Raw genomic sequence first — 21,490 nt, 5'->3', positions numbered from 1 at the left:
GGGCCCTCAGCCCGTGATCCGGTAGACGCGCCAATCGGGCAGATCGGCACCGTCGTTGGGGGCCTCGAGAACGCGGACCCCGATCTGGGCACCGTTCTCGTACATCGTCGGGTAGCGCTGGTTGATGGCGTCCGACACCCCGCGCCCCTCGGCCGGAACGGTGAGGAAGTACTGCACCCCGCCGCCGACCGGGTCGTTCAGCAACTGCGCGAAGTCGCGGTCCGACGGGATGACGAACTGTCGCGGCCGCTCGGACTGGGCGACCACCGCGAAGCCGTACACGGTGTCGCACAGGACGGCCCCGTCGGGCAGTTCGAGCGAGTCCAGGTACTTCGCCAACGCCCGTTCGGTGGAGAACGACCGCACGACGCGCTGTTCGTCGAGGTACTTCTTCTCGACCGACTGCGGTCGAGGATCGACCACCGAACCCACCGCGAACTCCTGCGGTGCGTACTTGGGTGAAGTCATCCCCATCGCGGTCACCGGGATCGCGACGGCCATCAGCACGACGACGGCCCCGGCGGCGGACGGGTACGCGAGCCCGCGGTACGCAGGTAGGTCCGCAGGACGAGGTCGACGGCGTTGCGCTCGACGCGAATCCCACGCAGCGACAACGCGATCGGCGAGTTCACCGCGGCATCGATCGGGGTGCGCGAGATCAGCCGCCCCTCCTGCAGCACGTCGACGGTGCCACCGGTGACGAAGGTCGGGAACTGCGCGGTCCCGCGGATCTCGGTGGGGATCAGCCCCGGCGGCACCGCGAGCGACAGGCTGACCTCGCCCTGCTGTCCGGGGAACGAGACGGTCGGCGACGACCCGAGTTCGCGCATGCTCAACGGTGGTGGCGGATCACCCGGCGCCGCGGTTGCGGGGGCGGTGAGCGCCCCGGTCGAGACGATCCCGGCCAACAGCAGACCCGCCAGCAGCAGGCTCACGCTGCGACGGCTCCGGACAGGCGAAAATGCCTGGAGCGCCCAGGACGTGCACATACTTCACCCTCCGAATGACCCCCGGACAACACCCCATCGCCTCGGCGTTCAACCTATCCCATGCCCCTGCCGGGTACATCTTTGTCCGGCGAAGCAATGGTCTCGATTGCCGAAGGTCTCCCCGCGCCACGGCGAAGTCTGCAACCATGGCGGAGCGGAGGAGTCCACGCCAACCCGAGGAACGCCCATGCGCACAGTTCACGTCGGCGACGAGGTCGACGGCGGAACGTACGTGGACGTCGCCGGGACCACGCTCTGGCATTTCTCCGCCGGTGACCCGCAGGGCACCCCGACCGTCCTGTTGCACGGCATCTTCGCGTCCGCAGCGTCCTGGGGAGCACAGATTCCCGACTTCCTCGACGCCGGCCTGCGACTCTTCCTGCCGGAACGGCCCGGCCACGGCCACAGTCCCGACGTGGACGGCAACTTCACCTGCGCCTCGATCGTCGCACGCACGATCGCCTACCTCGAGACGGTCGTCGGACGGCCGGCGAACATCGTCGGCTGGGCCGACGGCGCGGCGATCGCGCTCGTTGTCGCGCGTGATCGCCCCGACCTGGTCAACCGGGTCGTATACGTCGGCGGCTACCTCAACAGCGACGGGCGCCGGACCGATCGGTTCGTCGACCTGGTGTTGAACCGGAACCCGACCACCGTCGAATACCTGCGTACCCACCACGACGAGACGTCTCCCGATGGGCCGGAACACTTCTCGGTGGTCTACGACAAGACGATCCTGATGCTGTCGGCCGAGCCCGACTATGCGGTGGCCGATTTCGCCGACGTCCGGACCCCGACCCTGGTGGTGGCGGCGGATCGCGGACTGGTCCGGATGGAGCACGCCCTCGACATCGTCCGGACACTGCCGAACGCCCGGTTCGCCGTTCTACCCGGGACGCACATCATGCCGGTGGAGGCCCCGGAGCTGTTCAACCCGCTCGTCTTGTCGTTCCTCGCGGCCGATCCGCCCACCGAGTGGTTACCCGAGTGAGCGGGCCGCACACCGAACCTCAGGCCTCGGACGGTGCGTGCACCCGGTACCAGGCCCGGCGACGCAGGGTGTCGGGATCGGCGACCACACGATCGGGGTCGTTGATCACCAGGACCTTGCGCTCGTCGGTGGTGTAGACCGGCCAGCCCAGACCGGGGTCGCCGGTGCGGGCGAATGCACCCCAGCGACCCTGCACGCTCTCGGTCACGCGGCGCGTGCCCGGCCAGTCGGCGATGGCGAGCCCCGCCCCCATCGGCGCCCGGTAGGCACCGAACACGGTGAACAGTTCCGTCGCGTGCGTCGCACCGAAGCCCGTCGCGTCCAGCACCTTCGTCCGGTAGTCGTAGCGGTAGACGTAGGTCGGCGCGACCTTGCTGTGTCCGTCGGCGAAGGCGGTCATCGGCGCCCAGAAGATCGAGTCGCCGGCCAGCCGGATGCGGTCGCGGTCGCCGTTGCCGTACTGCGAGGCGATCTCGCGGCGGACCTCCTCGTCCTCCACCCGCATCAGCATGCGTTCGGAGTCGGGTAGTACGTTCCAGAGCTTCGCGAAGAGCTTTCCCTCGTCCTTGTTGCTCCCGATCACCAGCGGCACCGGCACCGTCAGTCCCTCGGCTGCCGCGGCCAGCGGCGAGCGCGGCAGCACGTCACCGTCGACGACCGGCGCGAACGGGATGGCCCCGCCGGACGACTTGGTCGCGAACCGCATCAACCGGTTGCCGGCCTCGAGCAACAGGGCCGGGTTGGGTGTGGTGAGGAGGCGCTGCGCCTCGGCCGGGTCGACGGGATCCTCGGTCCGCTCCATCGTGGTGTTCCGGCGCTGCGGGTCGCGGAGGATCCGGACGAACTCGTCGGCGTAGACGGTCGCCGCATCCTGCTCGACCACGAGTTCGGGAGCCGGACTCTGCGCGATGGCGTGGTGGAACAGGCCGGTGGCCTCCGGCGCGGACAGCAGAGCGAGGACCGAGGAGCCGCCGGCGCTCTCGCCGAAGACGGTCACGTTGTCGGGGTCGCCGCCGAACGCGGCGATGTTCTCCTGCACCCAGCGCAGCGCGGCGATCTGGTCGCGCAGACCCGCGTTGGTGTCGAACGGCCGGTCGTCCGTGGCGAACTGCGAGAGGTCGAGAAAACCGAAAGGCCCGAAGCGATATTGGATCGTCACCACGACGACGTCCTGGGCGCGTGCCAGGAAGGCGCCGTCGTAGAGCGGCGTCGCGGCGGTGCCGAGGATGAAGGCTCCGCCGTGGATGAAGACCATCACCGGGCGCGGCCTGCTCGATTCCACCTCGGGCGAGAACACGTTGAGGGTCAGGCAGTCCTCGGCCATCGGGGCGAACCTGCCCGGCGCAACCGCGGTGAACCGCTTCTCCTGGATGGCCGCCTTGGCGATCTTGGTGCAGTCCCGGACGCCGGGCCAGTCGTGCACCGGTTCGGGAGCGCGGAAGCGGCGGTGAGCCACCGGGGGTGCGGCGAACGGGATGCCCCGCCAGCTGATCGTGCCGCGGCGGAGCCGCTTCCCCCGGGCGCCACCGATGACGCCGTTGACCGTGGTGACCTTGGTGTCGAGCAGTGCCATTCCCCCACTGTAGACGAATCGCACGTTTCGTCTGTTCAACCGTTGGCAGAACTAGGATGTGGCCATGACCCCCGACAGGGCCACGACCGACCCGGCGCCCGCTCCTCGCATCGATCTCAACGCCGATCTCGGCGAGGGTGTCGGCGACGACGAAGCGATGCTGACCATCGTCACCAGCGCCAACGTCGCATGCGGCTTCCACGCGGGGACGCCCGCGGACCTGCTGGCGACGTGCCGGGCGGCCGTCGCCGCCGGTGTACGCATCGGCGCCCAGGTCTCCTACCCCGACCGCGCGGGATTCGGCCGCCGCTTCATGGAGATGTCGACGCCGGACCTGATCGCCGACCTCGTCTACCAGATCGGCGCGCTCGACGCTCTCGCCCACTCCGTCGGCGGGGCGGTCACATATGTGAAACCCCATGGCGCGCTGTACAACACGGTCGTCCACCACCAGCAGCAGGCCGATGCGATCGTGACCGCGGTGCGCGACGTGAACCCCGACCTCGCGGTGATGGGCCTACCGGACTCGGAGGTCCTCGCCCGCGCCGAACGTGCCGGACTCGCGGTCATCACCGAGGCCTTCGCCGACCGCGCCTACACCCCGGCCGGCACACTCGTCCCCCGCACCGAGCCGGGGGCGGTTCTCTCCGACAGCACCGAGATCGCGCGCCGCGTCGTCGAGATGACCACGAGCGGACGACTCACGGCCGTCGACGGCTCGGTCATCACCGTCGCCGCGGATTCGATCTGCCTGCACGGCGACACCCCGGGCGCGGTCGACCACGCCCGCGCGGTCCGCGAGGCCCTCGGCCGGGCCGGCGTCGAGGTCGCGCTCCACCGGGCCTGAGGGTTGCCGGTCGTTACCGACGCCGCTGACGCGCGAACTCGGCGAGCACGACGCCCGCGGCCACCGACGCGTTGAGTGACTCGACGTCTCCGGCCATGGGGATGGAGAGGATCGAGTCGCAGCTCTCGCGCACGAGGCGCGACAGCCCCTTGCCCTCCGACCCCACGACGATCACGGTCGGGCCGGTGCCGTCGTAGTCGTCGAGGGTCACATCGCCGCCGGCGTCGAGACCCACGAGCTGGGCACCGGAGTCCGCCCAGTCCTTGAGGGTGCGGGTGAGGTTGGTGGCTCGTGCGACCGGAAGACGGGCGGCCGCGCCGGCACTGGTCCGCCAGGCCACGGCGGTCACACTCGCGCTGCGACGGGCCGGGATGACCACACCGTGCCCGCCGAACGCGGCCACCGAGCGGATCACCGCGCCCAGGTTGCGCGGGTCGGTGATGTTGTCGAGGGCCACCAGCAGCGGCGGGGTGCCGCTGGCCTTGGCGTCGGCCATCAGATCGTCCGGATGGGTGTACCGGTACTCCGGCACCTGGAGGGCGATGCCCTGGTGCATTCCGTTGGTGGACAACCGATCCAGCTCCGGTTTGCCGACCTCGAGGATGGAGATCGCCTGATCGCCGGCGATCTTGACCGCCTCGGCGACGCGCTCGTCCGGCTCGGAGTTGGTGGCGATGTAGAGCGCCGTCGCGGGAACGCCGGCGCGCAGGCACTCGACCACCGGGTTGCGACCGAGGACGTACTCGGGACCCTCGTCCTTGGCTCGCGCCGCGCCGCCACCGCTGCGTCCTGCACCCGACTTCGCCGCGGCCTTGGCCTTCTTGTGCGCGGGATGGTACGGGCGGTCGACCGCCTTCGGGGTGGCGCCGCGGGCCTCGAGTCCACGGCGACGCTGGCCGCCGGACCCGACGACCTGTCCCTTCTTGGTGCCCGACTTCCGGATCGCACCCTTACGCTTCGAATTTCCTGCCATCACGCCTCACCCTTCAATGCCCACTGTGCACCATCGGGGGTGTCGGTCACCTCGATGCCGGCCTCGGCCAGGCGGTCTCGGACCGCGTCCGCGGTCGCCCAGTCCTTGGCGGAACGCGCGTCCGCGCGTCGTTGCAGTTCGGCGCGCACCAGCACGTCCAGCGCGGAGGTGGCGGCCGAGTCGTCGGCCGTACCGGCCCATTGGTCGTCGAGCGGGTCGACGCCGAGAATCCCCATCATGGCCCGCACCGACGACGCGGCTGCGAGAGCGGCCGCCCCGTCACCCGATTCGAGTGCGGTGTTGCCCTGCCGGACGACGTTGTGCACCACCGCGAGAGCCGCGGGGACGCCGAGATCGTCGTCGAGTGCGGCACCGAACTCGGGGTCGATGTCGCCGATCACCACGTCACCGACGCGGGCGGCGACACGCTCGACGAACGACTCCACCCGCCGGTAGCCGGCGGCCGCCTCGGTGAGCGCACCGGGCGAGTACTCCAGCATCGACCGGTAGTGCGCGCTGCCGAGGTAGTACCGCAGTTCGACGGCACGGACGCGCTGCAGCATCGCGGGGATCGACACCACGTTGCCCAGCGACTTGCTCATCTTCTCGCCACCCATGGTGACCCAGCCGTTGTGTAGCCAGTAGCGCGCGAACGGGTCCCCGGCGCCGTGCGCCTGGGCGATCTCATTCTCGTGATGCGGGAACACCAGATCCATTCCGCCGCAGTGGATGTCGAACTCGGCACCCAGCAGGCTGGTGGCCATCGCCGAGCATTCGAGGTGCCAGCCGGGGCGTCCCGGCCCCCACGGTGTCGGCCATGACGGCTCGTCGGGTTTGGCCGCCTTCCACAGGGTGAAGTCGCGGTGGTCGCGCTTGCCGGTGCCCGCGCTCTCACCCTGGTGCACGTCGTCGAGCTTGTGCCCGGACAGCGCACCGTAGTCGGGGAGGCTGCGGACGTCGAAGTACACGTTGCCGTCGGCGACGTAGGCGTGTCCGCGTTCGATCAGCCGCTCCATGTACTCGACCATCTGGGTCACGAAGCCGGTCGCGCGCGGTTCCGCGGACGGCGGCAGAACGCCGAGGGCGCGGTAGGCGTCGTCGAAGGCGCGCTCGTGGGTGGCCGCCCACTCCCACCACGGGCGCCCGGCGTCGGCGGCCTTGCGGAGGATCTTGTCGTCGATGTCGGTGACGTTGCGGACGAACAGCACGTCGAGGCCCTGATGGCTCAACCAGCGGCGCAGGATGTCGAAGGCGATACCGCTGCGGACGTGGCCGATATGGGGAACACCCTGCACAGTCGCGCCACAGAGGTACACCGATGCCCGGCCTGGGCGCAGCGGCACGAAGTCGCGCACCTCTCGGGAGCTGGTGTCAAAAAGGCGCAGGGTCACGACCGGCCATCCTACCGGACCACGATCGGGCCCCCGACCACGCGAGCGCGCTGACGAGGCCCGTTCCGCAGCCGGAATGCCATCAGCCCGCGTCGGCGGCGGAGACCGGGTCGAGGACCGAGTCGAGCAGCGTCTGCATCGTGTCGAGCGTGTCCCCGAGGACCGCCACGGCCCGTTCGGTGTGCGGATACCGCACTCGGACATGGATACCGTCGCGATCACGCCAGAACCACCACTGCGCCGTGTCGGTCGGTTTCTGGCTCGAGATCTGCCGTACGACGACGTCCCCGCGCGGCATCGGCAACCGCGTGTAGTCGACGTAGGACATCATGAAGACGTCGCTACGACCGGGACGCAGTCGATCACCGAAGGCCGCGTACACCGGTGTCAGCCCGATCTCGGCCAACGGCAGCGCGGCCGCGAGACGTCGGGTGTTCCGGTACATGGCGGCGAACAGGTCGCCGGTCGCACTGATCAGCAGCGGGGCGTTTCCCACCGACCAGCTCACGCAGCCCGGTCCCGCCCCGGAACCGGTGGGCACCACGGTCGCCACCTCGTCGGGTCCACCCGCGGCGCTGATGGCCATCCCCGCACAGGTGAGGACGGCCGGATAGGTACGCGCCCCGCGACGGTGCACCGTCGAGCTGAAGGTCGCGGCGTCGTCGCCGGACAGCAGCGTCCGGACCATCGTGTGCACCGGCAGAGCGTCCCCGGGCGCGATGCCGAGGTCGAGCGGGAACTCCGGCACCGTCCAGCCGGTGGCGGTGAGGAACCGCTCCCAGCCGCCGAGCCGCGGATCGTCGGAGGTCACCGATGCCTCGCACTCCGCGATGGCACGGAGCGCGTCGAGGCCGGACTCCGCCGGGGCCGGCCCACGACCGGCCACCAGCTCACAGATCTCGGCGGCGACGACCGCCAGCGAGCGGGCGTCGACGTAACAGTGGTCGAAGGCGCAGATCAGGGTCGTGCCACCGGGACGCGTCACCGCGGCCAGGAAGTGCGGCATCGGCTCGAACGGATTGCACGTCGCGCCGATGTACTCGGTCAGGCGCGAGGCGAACGCCTTCGCCGAGAGCCCGTCGACCGTCTCGCGGAGTTCCTCCTTGACGTCGACGCCCGGATGCAGCAACCGCGTGACACCGTCACCGGTCCGCACGTAGTGGCTGCGCAGCGCGTCATGGCGGGCGATGATCGTCCCGACCACCACGCCGAACACGTCGGCGTCGATCTGTTCGGGGAAGTCGAGGGTCAGCGCCATCCAGCCCGGCTGCCCCGAGGCGAGCGACGCCAGATGGAACCGCTCGTTCTCCGACACCGGAGCGCTCGACTGATTGGCCGCCCCGCCCGGCACCGCCCGCCAGCGCACCAGTTCACCCGGCTCGACCTCCCACGATTCAGAACTCGAGAGCTTCATCGCACACTCCTTGACGATCGGCGGGGGTCGGTCGGTTGGCGGGGGTCGGCGGACGTGGACTCGGGAGCGCCCGCGGCGTAGTCGGCCACGATGGACTCGACCCGCTCGAACAGCCCGAGCACCGAACTGCGCGCCACCTCGTTGTCGGGGACGTGCGAGCGCATGACGAGGCCTGCGTCGGTGCGCGTGAACCACAGATTGGCGTTGCGGGTCGGACCGACCCCGCTGGAGGTCTGCATCGTGGACAGGACCGGGTCGGCACCGAGTCCCAACCGGCGAACATCGGTGTAGGACACCATGTACGGACTTCCGTCGAGTCCTTTGAAGACCCCTTCGCCGGCCAGCAGACCGAGTGCGCCGTGGGCCGGCACGGAGGCGGCACGGCGAGCCGCACGCACGCTGCCGGTTGCGATCCGGACGTGGTCGTCGAACGAGGCATCCGGACCCTGCGGTGCGTCCACGATGACCGGCGCGAAGTTGCACAGCCAGCCCTGTGTCCGCTCGTGCCCGGCGTCTCGCCTCGCGAGCACGGTGGACACGAAGAACCTTGCCTCTCCGGTGGATTCACGATGGTGCCGGGCGAGAGCGGCGTAGAGAAGACCCGCGAAACCGCCACCGGTCGCGGCGAGCCGGGTGTCGCAGCGGGCCAGCTGCTCGGGGGTCAGCAACCAGTGCTCGACCGCGACCGCCGGTTGCGGCGTGCCGTCGGTCAGTCCCAGTTCGAGTGGACACCGCGGAGGTCGACCATCGTTCGCGGACAACGCATCCCGCCAGAGAGCGACGCGCTCGTCCGCCGAGGTCAGCGCCGCCGCCGCGGCCCGCTCGGCCGTGATCGAGTCACCGAAGGCACCGGCAGGGCCGAGTTCGGCGGGTACACCGGAGCTTCGCTCCCGGTACAGCGCGACGATCTCCGACAGCGCGAGCGCCGACGAGTAGCCGTCACCGTGGGCGTGGTCGGTGGCGAAGAAGAACGTGAAGGCGTCGTCGTCGACCGCGGCGGCACACCAGGTGCCCGGGATCAGCTCTGCGCGAGCAGTTTCCGATGCGCGACGACCCACCCAGAGGCCCAGATCGTCATCTTCGACGACCAGCGCCTCCCCGGCGCGCCGGGCCACCCGGAACTCGAACGCCTCCGGCGGCGCCACCCATCGCTCGGGACCCGAGTCACCACTGCGGTAGTGGGCGCGCTGCTCCTCGTGTCGGCGGACGAACGCGGTGAGAGCACCGCTCATCGCCTTCTCGTCGAGTGGACCGTCGAAGCGTGCGGCGGCGAGCAGGAAACCGTGGTGCGGCCGACCGTCGGATCGCTTGTCCGCCATGGTCGCCAGGTGATCGGACTGCAGAAACGACACCCCGTCACCCCACCGGTGCGCTGCCCGGGCGACGCCTGCCGGGTCGCCGAGTTCCCATTCGACGATCCGCCCACCACGCAGGTGGGGTCGGAGCCGGACGGTCAGCGACCCGGGGACACCGAACCCGGGTGACACGCGGGGGGAATGCAGGGTGCCGGACATCAGCGGTCCGCTACGACCGGCGACCCTCCGGCTACCAATTCCGCAGTGCGGTAGGTGTACTCGCAATCACCGTCGGTGACGATCTGCTTGAGGATCGCGTGGAACACGGACAGGAAGGTCTCGACCGCGGGTGCGCCCTCGGCCGGGAAACGCGAGGACACGTTGACACCGGTGGGGATGCGGTTGATCCAGAAGTAGACCTCGTCGGCGTCGCGGGTCGCGCTGCGCAGCACGCGTGCCGCGCGCGGCTCCCACTCGGTCGATCCCTCGGCGTGGCGAAGGTCGATGTAGGACACCACGAATCCCGGCGGCGTGACATCCCCGCCGATCAGCTCGGCGACCGGCGCGAACGGGGCACCGCCCACGTCTTTGTACTGGGCCGAGGTGGCCGCCACGGTGGTCAGCGCGTCGGTGAACCTCAGCGGCCGGCCCGGACGCACGGCCACCGGGATGATGCCGACGAACCAGCCCACGGCCTCGCCCCACTCGATGGCGTTGCGGGTGTGGACCGGACTGATGAAACGCAGATCCGCGGAACCGGTCAGGGCCGCCGCGGTCATCGACAGCGCGGTGTAGATGCCTGCGGTCATGGACGATCCGGCTGCCTTGCAGATCGCGTCGAACCGCTTGGTCTCGGCGGGATCGAGCAGCCAGTGCGACAGCGTCGTCTGGAACCCCTCCGCCGGGGACCGCTGGGCCGTGATGGTGCGCGGCGCGTCCGCCGGGACGGCGAACTGCGGGAATCGCGGAATCGGCTCCGGCTGGACGGCAGTGGTGGTGTCGTCGAAGAAGTTGCGCCACTGGCTCACCGCGGCGTTGTTCGCGTCGATCTGCTCACCGAGTCGGCGCTCGGCGTCGCTGAAGTCCAGGTAGCTGCCGAAGGCGGCGAGTCCGTGCGGGTCGCCGGTGACCTCGGCGAGGTACAGCGCGGTCAGCTCGCGGATCGCGAACACCTGGGTGTAGGCGTCCATCACCGTGTGGTCGGCGGCGAACACGACGAGGAAGCCCTCGTCGTCGCCGGGCGTCTCGACGGTCACGGCGATGCAGTGCGGCCAAGCCAGCGGCGTGACGGTGGTGTTGAAGTACTCGGTGACGAGTTCGGAGACCTCGGCCGGTGCCAGGTCGGACCCGAAGGCCCGCTCGCGCACCGAGATCGCGTCGGCGGCAACGGTGATGCGCGTCAGGTCGCCCTGCGGGTTGCCGGCGTCGTGGACACGGACCGAGGTCCGGAACGCCTCGTGCCGGCGGTACCACGCGAGGAGCGTGCGCGAGAACGCTTCCCGGTCGAGCGGACGCTGGATGCGGAAGGCCGTCCCGATCCACTGGCTGTACCAGTCGTCCCTCTCGCGAACCGCACGACGGGCGTGCTCGAGGTGCATGTACGACAGCTGCCGCGAATCGGTCTGCCATTCCGATGCCTCGACCGTCGGCTCCCAAGCGGTGACCGTACCGCCGGGCATCGAATAGTCATCGAGTTCGGTGTATTCCATCGAAACCTCCCGTGTTTACACGTGTCGGCCCCCGACTGATGGTCTTTCCCGGCCCCTCCCCTGAGGCCGGTGCGCTGCGCTGCGCTAGCGGTGTTGTGGATCGAAGTCGACGCGGGCAGGCGTCCTCGACGCCGAGAGCTGCGGTGTCCTCGGTTGTCTCGCCATGGTCACAGCCCCAATCCACGTCGTAGCGTGGGCCACGACTCCCGCTGCTGGTCGACCCAGTACGGCCACGAATGTGTGCCGGGGTCGACGTAGCGGATGGTGGCCGGAACACCGGCAGCGGCGAGCCTCGACTGCAGCTGCTGCGTGCACCACATCGAGCCGACCTCGATCACGCCACCGACGACCTGTCGGTCCGTGGGGTTCTCGTTGCCGGGATAGCCGGGGGCATCGTACTTTCCGGAGCGGCCCGTCCCGGTGGAGACGTAGACGGCAGCGCCCCGGAGGTTTCCCGCCCGGGCGAGCACATCGTGTGCAGCCCAATCCGGGTCGTTCGGGTCGCCCCACATGTTGTTGGCGTCGCCGCCGAACGCCGCGACGATGCCTCGAGGGTAGGCCTGGCCGGCCGGGCCCGTCGTGGTGAAGCATCCGCTGTAGGCGGCCACCGCGTCGTAGAAGCCGGGATTGCGGGCCGCCAGGACGAGCGCGGCACCGGCACCCATCGAGAGTCCGGCGACACCCCGCACACCGTTGCCGGAGAACTGCGCATCGATCAGCGGGGGCAGTTCGCGGGTCAGGAACGTCTCCCACTTGTAGCGGCCGAGCTTCGGATCGTCGCGCTGCCAATCCGTGTAGAAACTGCCGTCACCCGCGATGGGCATGACCACGTTGACGTTCTTGTCGGCATAGAAACCGGCGAGATCCGTCTTCAGCGTCCACACGCTGTTGTTCGGATCCTGTTCGTTCAGGCCGCCCAGCAGGTACAGCGACGGCCGCGGGCCGGTGTCCGCACGCGGGGTCAGGACCTGCACCTTGATGGTCTTGTCCATGGACGCGGAATGCACGTACACGGCGTGGAGGTGCGGGCCCTCGGCGACCACTCGCTCGATCACGGAGGCGCCCGGTGCCGCGGACGCGGGCCCCGCCGACACTGTTGTGGCCAGACCCGAGACAACGATCGCCGCAGCCACAGTGGTCGCGAGAACGCCTGTGGCGCGCATTTTCACACGGCGATACGTGTTCCGGCGGGCAGCACCCGTCATATCGTCGCGTCCTCCGAATTCCAAGACTTGGCAGTCAATTGACCAGATTCGCCGGCTTCCCGATTTCCGGGGGGGCCGGTCCACATTGGTCACGACAGTAACCCGAATTCATCCGATTGGATAGTTCGCCGTACGAATTGCGCGTCAACAAGGCGACCCTTAAAGATCCATGATATTGGCGGTTTCGGGGCACTCCCGGGCCACCGTTCGGGCCCGTCGCCCGAAGATCGGGCCACCACCGGCTCCTCGGGTATGGTTTGCACGGTCTCGACGCCACCTGACGCGGCTCGCGAGGCGCGGTCGACCACGATCACCGAATCCGCAGCTGCGCGTGTTCATCCGTCCGGCCGTCGCCGGCGTCCGGCCCGCACCGCTCCGGCGGTCCGACCGGATCGGACCGGCGGTACGGCACCGCGGAAGACACCTCGGGCGGTGCTCACAATGGAAACCCGGTGTGACACAACACACATGGCGCCAGGGCACGGTCTGAGCCCTTCCGCCCGGTGGATTGTGGAAAGAATCACTCTCGACGAACGGCAGGTGCAGTCATGAACTTCGCTTCCCTGGTCGGACACGTGCCCGGCGTGTCCACCGACTCGACCGTCGATCGGCTCACCGCGGACGACGACCTCTTCGTGCGCATGGATGTGATCCTCGGCCTCCCCGTCGTGAACCAGACGCTGTGGCGGTTCCCCGGCACGGTCGACGTCGACGCCATCGCCTCGTTGGCAGACAAGCTACGTCGCGGTCGCTTGAGCCGGCTCGTCGCCACCCACCGGGGTCCGGGGCGCGCCTACTGGCGGTACACCCCCGACGCCGGCCACTTCTCCGTGCAGGCCGAGCCGGTCGCGGTCGGCGAGGAAGAGCAGTGGGGCCGGGCACAGGCCGACGCCGACCTCGACATCGAGAACGGACCCGCGTGGCGGCTCGTCGTCGCACGGACCGCCGACGACGCCTCGGTGCTCGTGTCCCTGGTCATCTCCCATGTCATCGCCGACGGCGGGACGGGCGCGGTCGCGGTCCTCGAGGCCGTCCACGGCCTGGACTACACGCCCGGCACCGCTCCGGGCCTGGTGTCGAACGTCGTCGACGCCGGCGACCTGCTCTGGACCGCGGGGAAGACCGCGATCCGGATGGCGCGCGCGAGTAGGTCCGGACCGCCCGCCTCGCCGGCGCGCGTGACCGGCCGGCCGGCACCCGACACCGACGTCGCCACCGCCGAGATCGCACCGAACGTGACCGTCCTGATCCCGGCCGCCGACTTCACCGCCGCGGCCGAATCCCGGGGCGGCACCGACAACAGCCTTTTCGCGGCGCTCATGGTGGGTGTACTGGAGCGGTGCGGCCGGGTCTCCCCCGGCGACGTCGTCCCGGTGTCGCTGCCCGTCTCGTCACGCACGCACGACGACCGCCGCGCGAACGCGACGTCGGGCGCCACCGCCTTCGTCGAGGTCTCCCCGGACCGCTACGAGGACCTGTCCGCGGTCCGGACGGCGTGCAAGGACGCCTACAACCGGTTGGCCGCCAACTCGGGCAAAGTGGCCCAGCGAGCAGTCGTCCTGCAGGCGCTGAACGCCGCCCTCACCCGACGCCTCGCCGCCAACGTCACCACACCGCTGTGCCTCGCCTCCAACGTCGGACTGGTTCCCGACGAGTTCGCGACGCTGGGCACCGGAGAACGCGCCGCACTCTCCATCCGCGCCGTCACCGCGACCGACGATCCCCGCAATCTGCGTGACCGCAAAGGCGGCATCAGCGGCTGGCTCGCGCTCGGCGCCGACGACGTCATGTTCAGCGTGAGTTCGCTCGACCCGGTGCGCATCCCGGACGTGGCCACCCTGCGCGAGCTGGTGACCACCGAGCTCGCCGCGTGGGGTCTGCACGGAAGCCGCTGGGGCGCATGAGGATCGCGTTCACCGTCCACGGCAGCCGGGGAGATGTCCAGCCCGCGGTGGCGATCGGCACCGAACTCGCGCGTCGCGGACACGAGGTCCGCCTCGCCGTGCCCGAGGATCTCGTCGAACTGACCGCGGCGTCCGGGTTGCCGACGCGGATGCTGGCGCCGTCGACGGCCGAGCTGCTGGCCGGTCCACTGGTCAAGGAGCGCCTGAAGTCCAAGAACCCACGGGTCCGGTTGAAGGCGCTGGGCGAGGTCGCCGACCACGGTCGCGCGACCTCGGAACAGGTCATGGCCGAACTCGCCGACGTCTCCGATCTCCTGGTGACCGGGCCGCTGGCGCAGGACCGGGCCGACGCGATCGCCCAGAGCCGTGGCATCGGATTCGTTCCGCTGCACTACTGTCCGCTGCGCCCGAACGCCAGCCTCGCCGTCCGCTACCGCGAGTACCCGCGTCCGGTCTCGCGCGCGATGTGGCGTCTCGCCGACCAGACCTACTGGCTGACGCTGCGCGGCGCCGACCGGAGGCTGCGCACCGAACTCGGCCTCCCGCCCGCGAAAGGCCCACTGGGGAACCGACTTCGGCGGCGCGGGGTACCCGAGATCCAGGCCTACGATGCCGCCCTGTTCCCCGGACTCGCGAACGACTGGGGACCACAGCGGCCGCTGGTCGGATTCCTTCTGCCGGACAAGGAAACTCGCGCCGCACTCGCCAACGGCGACGATGCGACGTCACGCGCGGTCGAGTGGGCGTCGGGCGGTGAGGCACCCGTCTACGTCGGTTTCGGCAGCATGAAGATCACCGCCGAGCAGATCGGCGGGATCGTGAGCTCGCTCCTCGATCGCGGGCTTCGGGTCATCGGACACACCGATCACGAACTCCCCCAGCATGATCGGCTCCTGCACCTCCAACAGCCGGTCGACCACGAGCCCCTGCTCCCGGAATGTCGAGGCGCGGTGCACCACGGCGGCGCCGGCACCACGGCAGCGGCAGCACGCGCGGGCATCCCGTCGGTGATCGCGTGGCTCAGCGCGGATCAGCCGATGTGGGCGGCAGCTCTTCGACGGAAAGGTGCCGGTTCCGGCAACAAGCTGGCCCGGTTCGAGCCATCCGATCTCGACCCGCTCACCGATCCGGCGGTGGCGGCTGCGGCCGCGCGTCTGGGGAGGGACCTCACCCCACCGGCCGACGCCGTCGACCGCGCCTGCGAGATCCTGCTGGACGCCGCCGCGCGCTGACCCGGGCGTCGTCGAGCCGCGGTCACGCGTCGTCGAGCAGGGCGGTGGCGACCGCCGCGATCCCCTCGCCGCGTCCGGTCATGCCCAGACCGTCGGTGGTCGTCGCCGACACCGACACCGGTCCGCCGACCGCCGCGGACAGCACTTCCTGAGCTTCGGCACGACGGGGTCCGATCTTGGGACGATTGCCGATGACCTGCACGGCGGCGTTGACGACGCGGAGTCCCTCGTCAGCGATCAGCTCGGCCACATGGGTGAGCATCGCGATGCCGGAGACGCCCTCCCACTCGGGTCGACCGGTGCCGAACACCGACCCGACGTCGCCGAGTCCGGCGGCCGAGAGCACCGCGTCGCACAGGGCGTGCGCACCGACGTCGCCGTCGGAGTGACCCTCACAGCCGGGCTCGTCGGGAAAGTGCAGGCCGACCATCCAGCAGTCGGCGGATGCGTCGATACGGTGCGCATCGGTGCCGATCCCGACCCTCATGACCGGGCCTCGGCGTCGGCCGCGGTCTCACGGACGACGTCTCGGATGATGCGGAGGTCCCACGGGGTGGTGATCTTCATGGCGAGAGGGTCTCCCGGGACGATGTGGACGGGGATTCCGCAGCGTTCGGCGAGGCCGGCGTCGTCGGTCGCCAGACCGGAATCGTCGGCATGCGCTCGCAGCAGGGCCTCGCGGGTGAAGCCCTGTGGGGTCTGCACCGCGCGGAGTTCTTCGCGGTCGACGGTGCGGGTCACGAGTTCGTGTCCGCTCGCATCCGGTGCGACCTGCTTGAGAGTGTCGACAACCGGCACCCCGGGCACCACGGCCGGATGCCCGGCCGCGACGGCGTCGACCACTCTCGTGAAGACATGAGCGGGCGTCAGGGGACGTGCCGCGTCGTGCACGAGAAGGATCCGGGCATCGCCGGCCGCGGCTATTCCCGCGCGCACCGAATCGGACCGGTGAGCACCGCCGGGAACGACGGCGACCCCGGGGAGCAGCTCTCGAGCATGCTCCACGAGGTCGGCCGGCACCACGACGACGATCGACGCCCCGAGCGATTCGGGGATGTTGTCGACGCAGCGCTCGATGATCGTTGCGCCATCGAGGTCGACGAACGCCTTCGGTACCGGCTCGCCGAGTCGGGTTCCCGACCCGGCAGCCGGGATGATGACGCAGACTTCCGCGCCGGAATCCTCCGGCGTAGTGGTCAATGTTCTACCTGATCAGGTACGAACCGATGTCAGGAAGCCGCCGCGAGGACCTCGTCCAGGATGATGGTGGCCTTCTCGTCATCGGTGTTCTGCGCGAGCGACAGTTCGTCCACGAGGACTCGGCGGGCACGGGTCAGCATGCGCTTCTCACCGGCCGAGAGTCCACGGTCCTGCTCGCGGCGCCAGAGGTCGCGCACGATCTCGGCGACCTTGATGATGTCGCCGGAGATGAGCTTCTCCTGGTTCGCCTTGAATCGCCGCGCCCAGTTGGTCGGCTCTTCGGTGTGCGGGGCCCGCAGCACCTGGAATACCTGGTCGAGACCCTCTTGCCCGACCACGTCGCGGACGCCCACGTATTCCAACTTCGTCGAGGGAATCTGAACGGTCATGTCACCGTCGGCAACCTTGAGAACAAGGTATTCGATCTGCTCACCCTTGATGGTCCGGGTAACGATGTCTTCGACCCGAGCAGCACCGTGATGGGGGTAAACGACGGTGTCGCCAACTTTGAAATTCAATGTTCCTTGCCCCTTTCGAGTGAACCCAGTCTAGCACGGGCGTTCCGAGGGCCCCACCCAACGGTGCAGGTCAACGCGGTGAACCGGTTCCAGTGCAGGCTCTTCCGAGGTGGCAGGGGGTGCCGTAGCAGCGTGTTCGACGTCACGCAACACCTCTCCGGCGAGCCCCGTGGAGACCCCCCTCCCGAGCCCCGGAACATGCCCTCGCGGACACGAATCGGGCACCCGGGCGGACTTTTCCGGACGACGCCCACTACGCTGCGTAGTGCAGGGTTTCGCGCGCTGCAATTCGACTTCGTTTGACCTGGGAGGATCGGGTGTCAGTGCTTCCACTATCCGCACGGCGGTCGGCGGTTCGGCCGTCTCGTCTGGCCACCGCTGCAGCCACGATCGGCATCGCCGTTGCCCTGGGCACCACCGGTTGCGGTGCGGGACAGATCTCGCAGACCGCCAACCAGCTGCCCGCGGTGAACGGTGCGAACGTCAACATCGACACGCTGCAGCTGCGGGACGTGCAGATCCTCTACCCGGAGAAGGACGCACCGACCGTCTTCGGCAACGGCGGACCGTTCGAGCTCGCGTTCGTCGTCGCGAACTCCGACCAGACCGCGTACTACCGCCTTAAGGAGATCAAGCCCGAGAAGGGTTCGGTCGAGTTCGTCGAGGGCAGCGACTCCGCGGCTCGCGTCATCGCGCCGGGGCAGGCCCTCAGCAGCGGCACGCCCGTCGGCTCCGTCCGGGACAGCGAGAAGAAGGTCACCGCCGAGCTCACCAACGCGGGCGACACCGTCGCCGCCGGCCTGACCACCGACCTGACCTTCGTCTTCGAGAAGCGCGAGGGCAACGGCTCGTGGGTCCCCGCCGGTGAGACCACCGTGCAGACCCCGGTAGACGCCGGCGCGGAACTCGAGCGCCAGGACGTCGCGCGCAACGCGGAGCCGACGTTCTACAACCAGCATCACGGAGCGGTCGGCCCCGGGGACTCCGAGGGCGGCACACCCGAGACCGGACACGAAGAGGGCGGCGGGCACTGACCCCTCCCCTGAAGACGCACGACGAGGCCCGGCATCCGCCGGGCCTCGTCTGTTCTGTCGGTCCGCCCGCTTAGGCTGACCGGGTGGCAAAACCCAAATCCTCGTATCGCTGCACCGGCTGCGGTCATCAGGTCGCCAAGTGGGTCGGACGCTGCCCCGAATGCAGCGAGTGGGGATCGATCGACGAGGTCGCCGGCGCACCCACGTCCTCCCGGACGACCGCCGCGGTGGCGCCGTCGAGCCCGGCCCTGCGCATCACCGAGGTCGACGCCCAGTCCACCGCGGCGGTGCCCACCGGCATCGGGGAACTCGACCGCGTCCTCGGGCGCGGCGTCGTCCCGGGGTCGGTCATCCTGCTCGCCGGAGAACCCGGCGTCGGCAAGTCGACGCTGCTGCTGGAGACCGTCAAACACTGGGCGGCCCAGGATCGCGTCGCGCTCTACATCACCGGCGAGGAATCGGCCGGTCAGGTCCGTATGCGCGCCGAGCGCACCGGCGCGGTGCACGCCAACGTCTACCTCGCCGCCGAAACCGATCTCGCGACCATCCTCGGCCACGTCGACACCGTGCGGCCGTCGCTGATGATCATCGACTCGGTGCAGACCGTCGTCGCGTCCGGCGCCGACGGCGTGACCGGTGGCGTGACGCAGATCCGCGCCGTCACCACCGCACTGGTCTCGCTGGCCAAGGACCGGGGCATCGCGGTGATCCTGGTCGGCCACGTGACCAAGGAGGGCGCGGTCGCGGGTCCTCGTTCACTCGAGCACCTCGTCGACGTCGTACTCGCCTTCGAGGGCGACAAGCACTCGACGCTGCGGATGGTCCGCGGCGTGAAGAACCGATTCGGCGCCGCCGACGAGGTCGGCTGTTTCGAACAGCGCGACGACGGCATCCACCAGGTGCCCGATCCGTCGGGAATCTTCCTGCACCAACGGGATTCGGACGTCAGTGGCAGCGTCACGATGGTGACGATGGACGGCAAGCGGGCGCTCGTCGGCGAGGTACAGGCGCTCGCCAACGGGACCGAGATGTCCAACCCCCGTCGTGCGGTGTCGGGCCTCGACTTCAACCGGGTGGCGATGGTCCTCGCCGTGTTGCAGGCGCGCGCCGGCCGCAAGGAACTGGGCAAGTCGGAGGTCTACCTGTCGACGGTCGGCGGCATGCGCGTGACCGAACCCGCCGCCGACCTCGCCATCGCGCTCTCGGTCTATTCGACCCTGACCCAACGCCCCGTCCCCCAGTCGACCGTCGTCATCGGCGAAGTCGGACTCGGCGGCGAGATCCGTCGGGTGTCGGCGGTGGCGCGACGCCTGGCGGAGGCCAAGCGGCTCGGCTTCCGCGAGGCCATCATCCCCGCGGCCACCGACGAGGAACTTCCGAAGGGCATCCGCATCCTCCGGGTCGCCAACCTCGGCGACGCCGTCCACCTCCGCGACTCCGACCCGGTGGACGCGCCGTTCTGAGCCGACCTCAGAGCTGAGGCTTACCGCCCAGGTACTCCGCCGCCTTGGCGCTGTTCTCGACGTGATCGGCGAAGTGCGCCCGGACGTCGATCTGGACGAACAGGCCGTTCGCCCGCGCCACCGGCCGGTCCGGATCACCGAGGTGCGCAACACCTTCGACGTAGATCTTGCGTCGCTGCTTGCCCAGGATCTCGGCATGCAGGTGCAGGGTCTTGCCCACCGGGATGGGCTGCAGGAAGTCGACCTGGAGGTGCGCGGTCACCGCCGCCGGACCGATCAGCCGCGGCGTCATACCCATGACGTCGTCGAACGCACTGGAGAGGATGCCGCCGTGGATCACGCCGGGCCCGCCCTCCATCCACTGCTGGACGGGCATCTTCGCGTCGACGCTGAAGCCCTCGCCCGCGTACATCTCGAGGTGTAGGCCGTGTGGGGACTCTGGGCCACAACCGAAGCACGTCATGTTGTGCGGACGCATGAGTTCGCCCGGTTCGGACGTCTTCGGGTGACGCTCGAGCACGTCGAGTTCGTCGGGCACCACAAAACTGCTGCTCTTCACATCCCGGTACCCTAGTCACCGTTGTGACGACCTGCTTCGACGGGCGTCGTCCGCCCGGGGTGTCCCGGTGCCGAAGGGGAGACATGGTTGCCGAAGTGGTGAAGTCCGAGCTCACGCGTGAGACGTTGGCGCGCGTCGCGCCGGGCACCCCGCTGCGCGACGGCCTGGAGCGGATCCTGCGCGGCGGTACCGGCGCCCTGATCGTGCTCGGTCACGACTCCGACGTGGAGAAGATCTGCGACGGTGGCTTCCACCTCGACGTCGAATTCGCCCCCACGCGGCTGCGCGAGCTCGCCAAGATGGACGGCGCGGTGGTCTTGTCGACCGACGGCAAGCGCATCGTGCGCGCCAACGTCCAGCTCGTGCCGGACCCGTCGATCCCCACCGAGGAATCGGGCACCCGGCATCGCAACGCCGAGCGCACCGCGATCCAGACCGGCCACCCGGTCATCTCGGTCAGCGCTTCGATGTCGATCGTCAGCGTCTACGTCGACGGTGCTCGTCGTGTCGTGGAGAGCCCTGACCCCATCCTGTCGCGCGCGAACGTCGCCCTGGCGACCCTGGAGCGCTACAAGGCACGCCTCGACGAGGTCATCGCCGCGCTCTCGCGCGCCGAGATCGAGGACTACGTGCTGCTGCGCGACGCCATGTCGACCGCACAGCGCATGGAGATGGTGCGCCGGGTGTCGGTGGAGATCGAGGAGTACGTCCTCGAACTGGGCACCAACGGCCGGCAGGTGAGCCTGCAGCTCGAGGAGCTCATCAGCGACAACGACACCATGCGCGAACTCCTCGTCCGCGACTACTACGCCAGTCCCGAACCCGCCACCGCCGAGGACGTGCGGCAGGCGCTCGAGGTGATCGAGGGACTCAGCGATGCCGATCTCCTCGACCTCACGCAGCTCGCGGGCGCCTTCGGCTACCCGACGACGATCGATGCCCAGGACAACGCCATGAGTCCGCGCGGCTACCGGCTGCTCGCTCGCATCTCCCGTCTGCAGTTCGCGCACGTGGACCGGCTCGTCCGCAGCTTCGGCACCCTGCAGGCTCTGCTCGCCAGCACCTCGGCCGACCTCCAGGCCGTCGAGGGCATCGGCAGCATCTGGGCGCGGCACATCCGCGAAGGCCTTTCCCGGCTCGCGGAGACAAGCATCGAGCGATACGACTAGAGCCCCGACGAATCGGGCTTCAGA

Annotated in this window: 18 protein-coding genes and 2 pseudogenes; 7 read left to right on the top strand and 13 right to left on the bottom strand. The window is 69.5% G+C overall.

The window, feature by feature from the left end; all coding sequences use genetic code 11:
• Positions 1-6: 6 nt before the first annotated feature.
• A pseudogene (locus GKZ92_RS04290) lies at positions 7-501 on the bottom strand (ABC transporter); the annotation flags it as partial.
• A gap of 35 nt (positions 502-536) precedes the next feature.
• Positions 537-989: pseudogene (locus tag GKZ92_RS04285) on the bottom strand (hypothetical protein); the annotation flags it as partial.
• A gap of 187 nt (positions 990-1,176) precedes the next feature.
• On the opposite strand from GKZ92_RS04285, the gene GKZ92_RS04280 reads away from it, so the two are divergent.
• A complete protein-coding gene (locus tag GKZ92_RS04280; protein ID WP_155225018.1) occupies positions 1,177-1,980 on the top strand; it encodes an alpha/beta fold hydrolase in 804 nt (267 codons plus the stop codon).
• Between the two features lie 19 nt (positions 1,981-1,999).
• Here GKZ92_RS04280 and GKZ92_RS04275 read toward each other — a convergent pair whose 3' ends face one another.
• Positions 2,000-3,553 (bottom strand): carboxylesterase/lipase family protein, encoded by a 1,554-nt coding sequence (locus GKZ92_RS04275; RefSeq protein WP_155225017.1) that lies wholly within the window; start codon positions 3,551-3,553, stop codon positions 2,000-2,002.
• Positions 3,554-3,617: 64 nt separating this feature from the next.
• On the opposite strand from GKZ92_RS04275, the gene GKZ92_RS04270 reads away from it, so the two are divergent.
• Positions 3,618-4,400, top strand: coding sequence for a LamB/YcsF family protein (locus tag GKZ92_RS04270; RefSeq protein WP_006358507.1), 783 nt, complete (start codon positions 3,618-3,620; stop codon positions 4,398-4,400).
• Positions 4,401-4,413: 13 nt separating this feature from the next.
• Here GKZ92_RS04270 and rlmB read toward each other — a convergent pair whose 3' ends face one another.
• From rlmB to GKZ92_RS04240, 6 genes are all read right to left on the bottom strand, one after another.
• Positions 4,414-5,373, bottom strand: a complete 960-nt coding sequence (rlmB, locus tag GKZ92_RS04265) for a 23S rRNA (guanosine(2251)-2'-O)-methyltransferase RlmB (RefSeq protein ID WP_155225016.1) — start codon at positions 5,371-5,373, stop codon at positions 4,414-4,416.
• Positions 5,373-6,764 carry a cysteine--tRNA ligase gene (gene cysS / locus GKZ92_RS04260; RefSeq protein WP_155225015.1) on the bottom strand — a complete coding sequence of 464 codons (1,392 nt, stop codon included), beginning with the start codon at positions 6,762-6,764 and terminating at the stop codon, positions 5,373-5,375. Before cysS ends, rlmB begins: the two co-directional genes overlap by 1 nt.
• Positions 6,765-6,846: 82 nt before the next feature.
• Positions 6,847-8,178 (bottom strand): condensation protein, encoded by a 1,332-nt coding sequence (locus GKZ92_RS04255; protein ID WP_035751781.1) that lies wholly within the window; start codon positions 8,176-8,178, stop codon positions 6,847-6,849.
• Positions 8,175-9,692: an acyltransferase gene (locus GKZ92_RS04250; protein ID WP_035751783.1), complete on the bottom strand. Its 1,518-nt coding sequence runs from the start codon at positions 9,690-9,692 to the stop codon at positions 8,175-8,177. The genes GKZ92_RS04255 and GKZ92_RS04250 overlap by 4 nt, the downstream gene beginning before the upstream one ends.
• Positions 9,692-11,182 (bottom strand): condensation domain-containing protein, encoded by a 1,491-nt coding sequence (locus GKZ92_RS04245; protein WP_035751785.1) that lies wholly within the window; start codon positions 11,180-11,182, stop codon positions 9,692-9,694. The genes GKZ92_RS04250 and GKZ92_RS04245 overlap by 1 nt, the downstream gene beginning before the upstream one ends.
• 167 nt (positions 11,183-11,349) lie before the next feature.
• Positions 11,350-12,345, bottom strand: a complete 996-nt coding sequence (locus GKZ92_RS04240) for an alpha/beta hydrolase (protein ID WP_081724792.1) — start codon at positions 12,343-12,345, stop codon at positions 11,350-11,352.
• Positions 12,346-12,935: 590 nt separating this feature from the next.
• On the opposite strand from GKZ92_RS04240, the gene GKZ92_RS04235 reads away from it, so the two are divergent.
• Positions 12,936-14,291, top strand: coding sequence for a hypothetical protein (locus GKZ92_RS04235; protein ID WP_035751788.1), 1,356 nt, complete (start codon positions 12,936-12,938; stop codon positions 14,289-14,291).
• The gene (locus tag GKZ92_RS04230) at positions 14,288-15,523 is read left to right on the top strand and encodes a nucleotide disphospho-sugar-binding domain-containing protein (RefSeq protein ID WP_035751789.1); all 1,236 of its coding nucleotides are present in this window, start codon (positions 14,288-14,290) and stop codon (positions 15,521-15,523) included. Before GKZ92_RS04235 ends, GKZ92_RS04230 begins: the two co-directional genes overlap by 4 nt.
• Positions 15,524-15,545: 22 nt before the next feature.
• Here the strand turns inward: GKZ92_RS04230 and ispF are convergent, their stop codons facing one another.
• Genes ispF through GKZ92_RS04215 form a run of 3 tightly spaced genes read right to left on the bottom strand, consistent with a single transcriptional unit; the run spans position 15,546 to position 17,241 of the window.
• Positions 15,546-16,010 (bottom strand): 2-C-methyl-D-erythritol 2,4-cyclodiphosphate synthase, encoded by a 465-nt coding sequence (ispF, locus tag GKZ92_RS04225; protein ID WP_035751791.1) that lies wholly within the window; start codon positions 16,008-16,010, stop codon positions 15,546-15,548.
• On the bottom strand, positions 16,007-16,723 hold the full coding sequence (gene ispD / locus GKZ92_RS04220; RefSeq protein WP_035751793.1) for a 2-C-methyl-D-erythritol 4-phosphate cytidylyltransferase: 717 nt from the start codon (positions 16,721-16,723) through the stop codon (positions 16,007-16,009). The genes ispF and ispD overlap by 4 nt, the downstream gene beginning before the upstream one ends.
• A 29-nt stretch (positions 16,724-16,752) precedes the next feature.
• On the bottom strand, positions 16,753-17,241 hold the full coding sequence (locus tag GKZ92_RS04215) for a CarD family transcriptional regulator (protein ID WP_006358497.1): 489 nt from the start codon (positions 17,239-17,241) through the stop codon (positions 16,753-16,755).
• Between the two features lie 323 nt (positions 17,242-17,564).
• On the opposite strand from GKZ92_RS04215, the gene GKZ92_RS04210 reads away from it, so the two are divergent.
• Positions 17,565-18,275, top strand: a complete 711-nt coding sequence (locus tag GKZ92_RS04210) for a hypothetical protein (protein ID WP_006358496.1) — start codon at positions 17,565-17,567, stop codon at positions 18,273-18,275.
• Positions 18,276-18,358: 83 nt separating this feature from the next.
• Entirely contained in the window at positions 18,359-19,738 is a 1,380-nt protein-coding gene (gene radA / locus GKZ92_RS04205; RefSeq protein ID WP_035751795.1) for a DNA repair protein RadA, read from the top strand.
• Positions 19,739-19,745: 7 nt separating this feature from the next.
• Here the strand turns inward: radA and GKZ92_RS04200 are convergent, their stop codons facing one another.
• Entirely contained in the window at positions 19,746-20,276 is a 531-nt protein-coding gene (locus GKZ92_RS04200) for a PaaI family thioesterase (RefSeq protein ID WP_042376246.1), read from the bottom strand.
• Between the two features lie 104 nt (positions 20,277-20,380).
• On the opposite strand from GKZ92_RS04200, the gene disA reads away from it, so the two are divergent.
• The gene (gene disA, locus GKZ92_RS04195; RefSeq protein ID WP_006865342.1) at positions 20,381-21,466 is read left to right on the top strand and encodes a DNA integrity scanning diadenylate cyclase DisA; all 1,086 of its coding nucleotides are present in this window, start codon (positions 20,381-20,383) and stop codon (positions 21,464-21,466) included.
• The last annotated feature ends 24 nt before the right edge of the window (positions 21,467-21,490 follow it).

It is taken from the genome of Gordonia sp. 135 (genome assembly GCF_009720185.1).
In the GTDB taxonomy this organism is placed as follows: Bacteria; Actinomycetota; Actinomycetes; order Mycobacteriales; family Mycobacteriaceae; genus Gordonia; species Gordonia alkanivorans.
The sequence above is the reverse complement of the archived record's forward strand: the minus strand, read 5'-3'. Positions and strand labels throughout refer to the sequence as shown.